The following is a 7,790-nucleotide window of genomic DNA, read 5'->3' as shown; positions in this document are numbered from 1 at the left end:
CCTTAATTTGTTTGGCTATTTTTTATACATTTTTAGAAATCAGATTTGTGAAAACCGATACAAAAACCCATAAAACTTTCATCGAAACGAAACAAATGAGAAATAAATCAAGGTTACGCTTCAACCACATGTGGTAATAAGAAGTCTCCGTTTTAGGGACAATAATGATAATGAGGTGAGCTTATGGAAGGCTTTCAATTCGACGATTATCTGGAAATGGAAATGCCGCGGGCCCGCGCAGGACGCGCCAAGCCAGTAAAACGTAAATGGCGGGAAATCGAAGCCATTAAAGACCGACAACGCTTACAAAAAGAGCTCATGGATATGGGCTTTGAAGCTGACCTGGAAGACATTGATTTATAGAAAAAGGCGCCGTTTGGCGCCTTTTTCGTTTTCCCAACCAGTGAGACTCAGACGGATTCTTGATCCGTCTGCCTGACTCTGAGCGCCAACTCCTGATATTGCTCGGCGATGGTGTTCCCAAACACCGGGTCATCTTCATTGACACACCATTGTGATTCCACCTGCTGCCAGTCTTCGGTGCTGAAGGTATTGGCGATCAGTGGCAAAATCGATTGTTCTTCCATATCCAGATGCCGCCGTTGAGCTGCCACGAACTCTTCCAACTGATTGAGAAACAGATCCTGGGGCACGATCGCATCGTTGAGTATCATGTCGATGGTATTCAAGAATTCATGCGTCCGGTGAGACAGTTCAACATGCTCTTCTGCCAGATTTTGGACGTCCTGGGTCGCACCGTATTTCTCCATATAGTAGTTATACAGGATGTCTTCTTTTGGGTGATGCACCTTCTCAGAATGGTTGGCAAGATAGTCGACCACCTCCCGAATCAGGTTATAGTTCACCACTTTCTCATCTTTCAGCAGTGCTATTTTTTTGCGCAATACCGCCAACAGTCGCATCATGTACCCATGCTCACGGCGGATCCTCTCTATCATCATGGCATCTCTCCTTAAATACCCACGCTTTGTAAGTGTATAAGAGATTGATGCAACACGCTTTGATACTGGTCGAAAAACACTCACTCCACTGTCAATGGAACTTGCCAGTCGATTGGGGCTTTCCCTTGCTGTATCAACAGGTAATTGGTCTGAGAAAAATGGCCACATCCGAAGAAACCCCGGTGCGCCGAAAGCGGGGATGGATGCGGTGCCGCCAAGACATGGTGCTTGTTGCGATCAATAAAACGGCCTTTTTTCTGGGCGTGTGAACCCCACAACAGAAACACCACCCCTTGCTGATGCTGATTCAGCGCTTCAATCACTTTGTCGGTAAAGGTTTCCCAGCCAGTACGGGCATGGGAGTGCGCTTTTCCCTGCTCAACGGTCAGCACCGTATTGAGCAGCAATACACCTTGCTCCGCCCAGGCTTGAAGATAGCCGTGCGCCGGGATCTGAAAGCCATCGATATCCTGAGCCAGCTCTTTATACATGTTGACCAACGAAGGAGGTGTGCGCACACCGGGCAGTACGGAAAAACACAACCCGTGAGCCTGATTTGGCCCGTGATATGGATCCTGACCCAGAATCACCACTTTTACGTCAGCAAATTCAGTGGAGCGAAACGCATTAAACACATCTTTGGCTGGTGGAAAGATCACTTTGCCCGCGTGCCGTTCAGATTCTACGAACGCCAGAGTTTGCTGAAAGTAGTCCTGCTGCTTTTCGTTACCAATAACATCATGCCAGGTCAATGAGTTAGTCATAGAGGCTCTCCGATAAAGTTTGCCTCTATTCTATACAAATCTGCCTCTCAACGCACAAGCCCCTGAGCCGCCGATTCGAATCATGCGAAGTAGTGGGGCACAACGTAAACCGGTCCTGCCGGTGACAATATCCGGCGGCGTTATTTACTCCTCTGGGGGGTACGGAAATGTCCGTGAGCATGAATGTGCCGATTGGGTTGGGGAAGACGCGCCGCACCGATGACTCGGCGTGCAAACACTGCGGGTGGAACTTTAGACATCTTGGCATCCTTTTTTATGGGGTATTTCTTTCTGTGACATTATGAAAGATGGATGCCAAGTGCTTAAAAAGCCAATTATTTTTTTACTTATTGATAAAACTCTCGCAACTGACGAATCTCTTGATGCCAGATACTTGGATCGATTGTCTCTAAAATCAACGGGATACCATCAAATCGTTGGTCTTTGGCAATATACTCAAAACAATCCCAACCAATCTCCCCCAGTCCCAGTGAATGATGTCGGTCGACCCGACCAGACAGCGGGATCTTTGAATCATTAAGGTGCATTGCTCTCAAATAGTGCATTCCCACCACTCGCTCAAAGTTTGCGAACGTCGATTCACACGCCGCTTTGCTGCTCAGGTCATAACCCGCCGCAAACGTATGACACGTATCAATACACACGCCCACCCGGGATTTATCCTCCACCTGATCGATGATCTCCGCCAGATGCTCGAACTGCCAGCCCAAGTTGGTCCCTTGCCCAGCCGTATTCTCGATAACCGCCACCACCTCGGGCACCGACCGATGGGCGATGTTGATCGATTCTGCGATCTTCGCCAGGCACTCTTGCTCGGAAATCTGATTGAGATGGCTGCCGGGGTGAAAATTGAGTAGCGTCAGACCCAGTTGATGACAACGTTCAAATTCGTCGACAAAAGCCGCGCGGGATTTGTTGAGCTTCTCCTCTTCCGGAGCCCCGAGATTAATCAGATAGGAATCATGGGGCAAAATCTGCTCAGCAGAGAAACCGAATCGGGCACAATTGGTCTTGAAGGCCTCAATCGTGGCGATATCGAGCGGCTTCGCTTTCCATTGGCGTTGATTTTTAGTGAACAAGGCAAATGCATTGGCTCCGATTTCGTGTGCCCGAATCGGCGCTTTATCGACCCCACCAGCGGCCGAAACATGCGCGCCGATAAACTTCTCTCCCACCCGTTTTTTCCACTGTGTCATTTAATCACGTCTCGCTTTCATTTCTCTCTGATAACTTATTCATTTTGTTGATTGTCGTGCCTAACCCGCACCAATAATGTAGTAAATTTACAACAATTAAAACTGGAACATACTTCTTAAAAATCCACACACAAACAGACAATCATTGATATATAAAGTTTTGTTGATTCAGAACAAAAAATTAACCTTTCTTTATTTAATGTTTTTGGTTGTCTTTTGACTTAAATCAATATTATAAACATGGTTATTCGCTATATAATACCTAGCTCAACAAAAGTTTGAAAATTAACACCAATAAGTACCCAATGAGAACAGGAGATAGTGATGATCCAAGGTATCCAAATTACAAAAGCCGCCAATGACAACCTGCTTAACTCTATCTGGTTGCTCGACAGCGAGCAGAACGAAGCGCGCTGTGTCGCGGCAAACAGTGGCTACGAGGCCGATCAAGTGGTCGCTCTGAGCGAACTGGGTGACTACGAAAGCCGCGAAGTCGCCATCGAAACCGCTCCTCGTATTGAAGGTGGCCAGCACCTGAACGTCAATGTACTGAAGCGTGAAACGCTGGAAGACGCTGTCGCACACCCTGAGAAGTACCCTCAGTTGACGATTCGTGTGTCGGGTTACGCTGTGCGTTTCAATTCCCTGACTCCTGAACAGCAACGCGACGTGATCGCACGTACTTTTACCGAGTCACTGTAGACAACCCCGCTGATAATTTAGCTAACGGCGCTCACAAGAGCGCCGTTTTTTTATGCAAATTTCACTTTATTGCAAATTTTTTCTATATAAATCTCATTTTTCGTAACTTCACCCAGTTATGTAAAGTTTTTTATTTACTTAATCAGATGCGCAACTAACTTAGTAAACAAATAACTTTACTAAAAAGGTTGCGACATGAGCAATGTCTCCCAAACCACTCAAACACTTCTCAATGCTAACCAGGCCTTTGCGCCGAATTATCAGGGAAAATTAAGCAATCATCTTTCAATGACATTGATTGCGCTCGAACGTTGCGGAGCTTCAGCCGAACGAATCCAGGCGTTTTACGACCACTATTGCCAACGTTTGGATCCCTTGGCAACGCACCAGGATGACGCTCCGCTGCGTTATGGCCAGCCTGAACAATTTGTCCGTTTCAGGCAGCACTACCAGTTGCAGTTGGAAACATTCGGGGTGGCGCAAACCCTGCATTCTCACCTTGATGAGCTGATTGCTGGCGTGAGTGCGGCCGCTTTTCACGCTCTCATCCGCCTCGCCTATGCACTAGAAGCAGAAGATATCCAGGAAATCGCCGCCGCGCTGGCGTACTGGGCCACTGAGTATCAACCGCTGACCGAACTAGAGTGTAGCTACGATTACGATGCGTCAGAACACATTCAGCGCGCTTACGCGCTCTATCACGACTTTGCATTTTCACCAGGCATCATCGTGGATCGTGTCCGCCAGATTATCAGTGCCAAGCAGTACGCCGCCATCGCAACCATTCCTTATGACCTGTCGGTCGAACAGGTCGCCCGGATCACAATAGAACAGTATCGTGGCAGCGACGATTTTACGCTGCTGCATGGAGTGACAGGTTTTGATGCCTTTATGTCGCTTCGCCACTACCTGAGTGACCCACAGAGAGGGCTACACTATTTCTGGCAGGCCTATGTGGCGGCGTTTGCTTCAACCAGCAACCAGTTGACCACTCAGGCGTGGTTGCCCGCCCCGGCACAAACGTGGCCGAACCTGATGCAACGAGCCGCACTCAGCCAGGACGACCATACCATCAAACTGACATACAGCTGCGCCAGGTTAGCCTGGCAGTTCCCACTCAATGCCTATCAGGAAGCGATCGAAACGCGACTGGTTAAGGAAGGACTATGAAAGCATACGTAGAGCACGCCAATCTAACGGTCGAAAATATCGACAACACCATTCGTTTTCTTGAGACGGCGATCCCTGAATTTGCGGTTCGCCACCGCGGCTTCAATAGCAAGCACTGGTGCCACATCGGCAGTGAGGACTCCTACCTGGCGTTGCAGGAACGAGAACCCAAAGATCAACCTTATCAACAGCGTACGCCCTACTATGACATTGGCGTCAACCATATCGGTCTGGTGGTCGGTGATGTGGGTCAAGTCCGGCAACGCCTGCAGGCGGCGGGCTATCAGGAAAACCCAATGTCGGTCTCGGAAGCGTTTCGCAAGCGGATCTACTTTTACGACGCCGACGGTATTGAGTGGGAGTTTATTGAGTATCTCAGTGAGAAACCATCGGAGCGTAATCATTATGAATAATCCCCCTAAAGCCGCCGTCGTGTATTTTTCTCAGCATGGCATGACTGGTCTGGTCGCCAGTCATATCGCCGAAGGCGCCGCCAGCGCAGGTTGTGACGTGGAACTGTGCCGCATTGTTCCGGACACGATTGTCGAAGGGCGTTATCACAACGCCGCACTGCTTGACACCCTGAACCAATGTGACGCAATTATTTTTGGCAGCCCAACCTACATGGGCTCACCGAGCGCACAGTTCAAAGCGTTTATGGATGCCAGCGGCGATTGCTACAGTAACAAAGCGTGGAAAGATAAGCTGGCGGGAGGCTTTACCACCGGAGGCAGTATCAATGGCGAGCAGCAACAAACGCTGCTCGCATTCATCACTCTGGCCTGTCAGCATGGCATGCTCTGGGCCGGACTGGATACGTCGCAGTTTACCGACCCGTCGGGTCTCAACCGAACGGGATCCAGTCTGGGGTTGGTGGCGAGCCCGGATGAACAGGGCAACGTACACCCGAACGATCTGAAAACGGCGTTCTACTACGGTCAGCGCCTTGCTGCCCTACTGATGCTCCCCGCAAAACACGGCACGCTGTTCAGGCGCAAGAAAGTGGAGTAGATTATTTCATCCATTCCCAACTTTCATGGATAAGCATGTTACTTGAAGGCATTGAAACGCTGCTGGTGCTGAGCAAAGAAAAAACCATGAGCCGCACTGGCAGTGTACTGTACATCAGCCAGTCAGCCGTCAGTAAACGAATTGCGAATCTGGAGCAGAGACTGGGCAAAAAGCTGATCGAACCGAGTGGACGGCACATCAAACTGACAGCAGACGCCTGCGCTCTGATCGACAGTATCGGCCCCAGTTTTAATGAACTGCGTGGGCTGATATTCGATCAGCAATCATTGCAGGACGACAGCCTGCTGAGGATCGACTGCTCGGAAACCTTATTGGCCGGTTATCTGGGCCCGGCACTGCAACGTTATATGCAAACCGACCGTCATCTCACCTTGACCACAAATCACACCCCCAGGATCATTGAAAACGTGCAGTCCGGTAAGGCAACCATCGGCTTTTGTGCCGGCCACCTGCCGGCGCACCATGGGTTGCTGAGTTTTCACCTGTGTGATGAACCGTTTATGGTCGTATTTCATCGCCCGTTGACGACAATTCCGGAGCAACTGCTGACCAATGATCTGATCAACCCGGCCAACAGCTACCAGCGAGCGGCACTGGCCAAACTGGGTGTTCAGCCTCTGATGGAAATGGATTCCTATACTGCGACGGCGCAACTGGGCTTGGCTGGCGTCGCCCCCGCACTGGTGCCACTCTCCATCATCCAAGCCCTGTCTATTGCTCCAGAGCACTGCTTCAGTTTTGCCCAACTCAAGCCGCTCTATCGTCCGATACATCTGTGTGTCAGGCCTAAAAGCTACCAGAGCGAGCGGGTTAAAACAGTGATAACAACCATTGCTGATGCTGTTCCCACAGCAGTTTTGCTGCCATCAACATCGACATCGTGATCACCAAAGGCCGAATCCATTTCTGGCCTTTGCTCACCACCACTTTGGCGCCAAGGCGGGCACCGATAAATCCACCGACCGCCATCACCAGCCCCAACTCCCAGATCGGCAGCCCAGCCATAATGAAAAACAGCAAAGCCGCAATGTTGGAGGTAAAGTTCAGCACCTTGGTTCTGGCGGTCGCTTCCACCAGCGAGCAGTGTGCGATCACCACAAAACAAACGGTAAAGATCGAACCGGTTCCCGGGCCAAAAAAACCATCGTAGAAACCGACTCCTCCCCCAACAGAAAAGGCGAACAGTGCCTGCGGTAATTTAGGTTCTCCGCCACTCGCCCGCGTCTGCGGGGCGAGAAGAAAATAGAGTGAGATGGCCAACAACAACAAAGGAATTAAGCTAGTCAGCACCGATGCATCAATGTATTGCACCGCTTCCGCCCCCACGGCGGATCCGACAAACGTACAGGCGATCGCCAGTCGCATCTGTTTCAGACTGACAATGCCATTGCGAACAAAATACCAACTGGCCGAAAAACTGCCGAACGAGCTCTGCAGCTTGTTGGTCGCAAGCGCCTGAGTCGGGGGAATGCCAGCCGCCAGTAAAGCGGGCAGCGTCAATAAGCCACCGCCCCCGGCCATGGCATCAATAAAACCGGCGGCGCCCGCCACCACAAATAAAATCGCCAATAATTCGAAAGAGAGTTCCATTGTCTTCCTGTAGACATTCATCAACTTATGTGGACGAAATTATCACCATCCTGATCACACGCCCAGCGAAAGCTAAGATAGCAATCTATTCCCTATTTTCATCATTTATTTAGCGACAAAAAGTATCCACCGGCATAGCCGGTGGTTTTTCATATGCGCCTATAAGGCTCTCCTACTGGCAGCGCCCTAGCAGGCGCGTAGTGATCTGACATTTGCATATGACTATTTCCTGCGGCCCGTAAACGGGCTACCTGAATACGGGATCGACAATTGCTCTCCCATTTTATCCTGTTCTAGTTGGTGCTTTATGTAACTTTGTATCTTGCCGGTGTTTTTTCCTACCGTATCGACAT

10 protein-coding genes and 1 pseudogene are annotated in these 7,790 nt (G+C 50.0%); 6 read left to right on the top strand and 5 right to left on the bottom strand.

Translation table 11 applies throughout. The annotated features are described in order from the left end of the window. Positions 1-183: 183 nt before the first annotated feature. Positions 184-363 carry a DUF3545 family protein gene (locus CAG64_RS07190; RefSeq protein WP_021705965.1) on the top strand — a complete coding sequence of 60 codons (180 nt, stop codon included), beginning with the start codon at positions 184-186 and terminating at the stop codon, positions 361-363. 47 nt (positions 364-410) lie between these two features. Here the strand turns inward: CAG64_RS07190 and CAG64_RS07185 are convergent, their stop codons facing one another. The 3 genes from CAG64_RS07185 to nfo form a co-directional block, all read right to left on the bottom strand. Beyond that, on the bottom strand, positions 411-962 hold the full coding sequence (locus CAG64_RS07185; protein WP_161457902.1) for a hemerythrin domain-containing protein: 552 nt from the start codon (positions 960-962) through the stop codon (positions 411-413). A gap of 80 nt (positions 963-1,042) precedes the next feature. After that, positions 1,043-1,726, bottom strand: a complete 684-nt coding sequence (gene ung / locus CAG64_RS07180; protein ID WP_161457903.1) for a uracil-DNA glycosylase — start codon at positions 1,724-1,726, stop codon at positions 1,043-1,045. Positions 1,727-2,073: 347 nt separating this feature from the next. After that, positions 2,074-2,943, bottom strand: a complete 870-nt coding sequence (gene nfo, locus CAG64_RS07175) for a deoxyribonuclease IV (protein ID WP_161454235.1) — start codon at positions 2,941-2,943, stop codon at positions 2,074-2,076. A gap of 324 nt (positions 2,944-3,267) precedes the next feature. On the opposite strand from nfo, the gene grcA reads away from it, so the two are divergent. The 5 genes from grcA (at position 3,268) to CAG64_RS07150 (ending at position 6,731) form a co-directional block, all read left to right on the top strand. Beyond that, positions 3,268-3,645: an autonomous glycyl radical cofactor GrcA gene (gene grcA / locus CAG64_RS07170; protein ID WP_161488729.1), complete on the top strand. Its 378-nt coding sequence runs from the start codon at positions 3,268-3,270 to the stop codon at positions 3,643-3,645. 195 nt (positions 3,646-3,840) lie between these two features. Continuing rightward, positions 3,841-4,815 carry a questin oxidase family protein gene (locus CAG64_RS07165; RefSeq protein WP_021705970.1) on the top strand — a complete coding sequence of 325 codons (975 nt, stop codon included), beginning with the start codon at positions 3,841-3,843 and terminating at the stop codon, positions 4,813-4,815. Beyond that, positions 4,812-5,228 carry a VOC family protein gene (locus CAG64_RS07160; RefSeq protein ID WP_161447829.1) on the top strand — a complete coding sequence of 139 codons (417 nt, stop codon included), beginning with the start codon at positions 4,812-4,814 and terminating at the stop codon, positions 5,226-5,228. The genes CAG64_RS07165 and CAG64_RS07160 overlap by 4 nt, the downstream gene beginning before the upstream one ends. Beyond that, entirely contained in the window at positions 5,221-5,826 is a 606-nt protein-coding gene (locus CAG64_RS07155; RefSeq protein ID WP_161447831.1) for a flavodoxin family protein, read from the top strand. The genes CAG64_RS07160 and CAG64_RS07155 overlap by 8 nt, the downstream gene beginning before the upstream one ends. Positions 5,827-5,861: 35 nt before the next feature. Further along, positions 5,862-6,731, top strand: a complete 870-nt coding sequence (locus tag CAG64_RS07150; protein ID WP_161447832.1) for a LysR family transcriptional regulator — start codon at positions 5,862-5,864, stop codon at positions 6,729-6,731. Here the strand turns inward: CAG64_RS07150 and CAG64_RS07145 are convergent. Continuing rightward, positions 6,658-7,437: a TSUP family transporter gene (locus tag CAG64_RS07145; RefSeq protein WP_021705974.1), complete on the bottom strand. Its 780-nt coding sequence runs from the start codon at positions 7,435-7,437 to the stop codon at positions 6,658-6,660. The two genes, CAG64_RS07150 and CAG64_RS07145, sit on opposite strands and share 74 nt — an antisense overlap. 222 nt (positions 7,438-7,659) lie before the next feature. After that, a pseudogene (locus CAG64_RS07140) lies at positions 7,660-7,790 on the bottom strand (IS200/IS605 family transposase); the annotation flags it as partial.

The organism is Vibrio sp. V38_P2S17PM301 (genome assembly GCF_009904845.1).
Taxonomy (GTDB): Bacteria; Pseudomonadota; Gammaproteobacteria; order Enterobacterales; family Vibrionaceae; genus Vibrio; species Vibrio proteolyticus.
The sequence above is the reverse complement of the archived record's forward strand: the minus strand, read 5'-3'. Positions and strand labels throughout refer to the sequence as shown.

Coding starts and splice junctions, on each gene's coding strand:
- CAG64_RS07190 (WP_021705965.1), top strand. CDS start 184: ATGGAAGGCTTTCAATTCGACGATTATCTGGAAATGGAAATGCCGCGG.
- CAG64_RS07185 (WP_161457902.1), bottom strand. CDS start 962: ATGATGATAGAGAGGATCCGCCGTGAGCATGGGTACATGATGCGACTG.
- ung (WP_161457903.1), bottom strand. CDS start 1,726: ATGACTAACTCATTGACCTGGCATGATGTTATTGGTAACGAAAAGCAG.
- nfo (WP_161454235.1), bottom strand. CDS start 2,943: ATGACACAGTGGAAAAAACGGGTGGGAGAGAAGTTTATCGGCGCGCAT.
- grcA (WP_161488729.1), top strand. CDS start 3,268: ATGATCCAAGGTATCCAAATTACAAAAGCCGCCAATGACAACCTGCTT.
- CAG64_RS07165 (WP_021705970.1), top strand. CDS start 3,841: ATGAGCAATGTCTCCCAAACCACTCAAACACTTCTCAATGCTAACCAG.
- CAG64_RS07160 (WP_161447829.1), top strand. CDS start 4,812: ATGAAAGCATACGTAGAGCACGCCAATCTAACGGTCGAAAATATCGAC.
- CAG64_RS07155 (WP_161447831.1), top strand. CDS start 5,221: ATGAATAATCCCCCTAAAGCCGCCGTCGTGTATTTTTCTCAGCATGGC.
- CAG64_RS07150 (WP_161447832.1), top strand. CDS start 5,862: ATGTTACTTGAAGGCATTGAAACGCTGCTGGTGCTGAGCAAAGAAAAA.
- CAG64_RS07145 (WP_021705974.1), bottom strand. CDS start 7,437: ATGGAACTCTCTTTCGAATTATTGGCGATTTTATTTGTGGTGGCGGGC.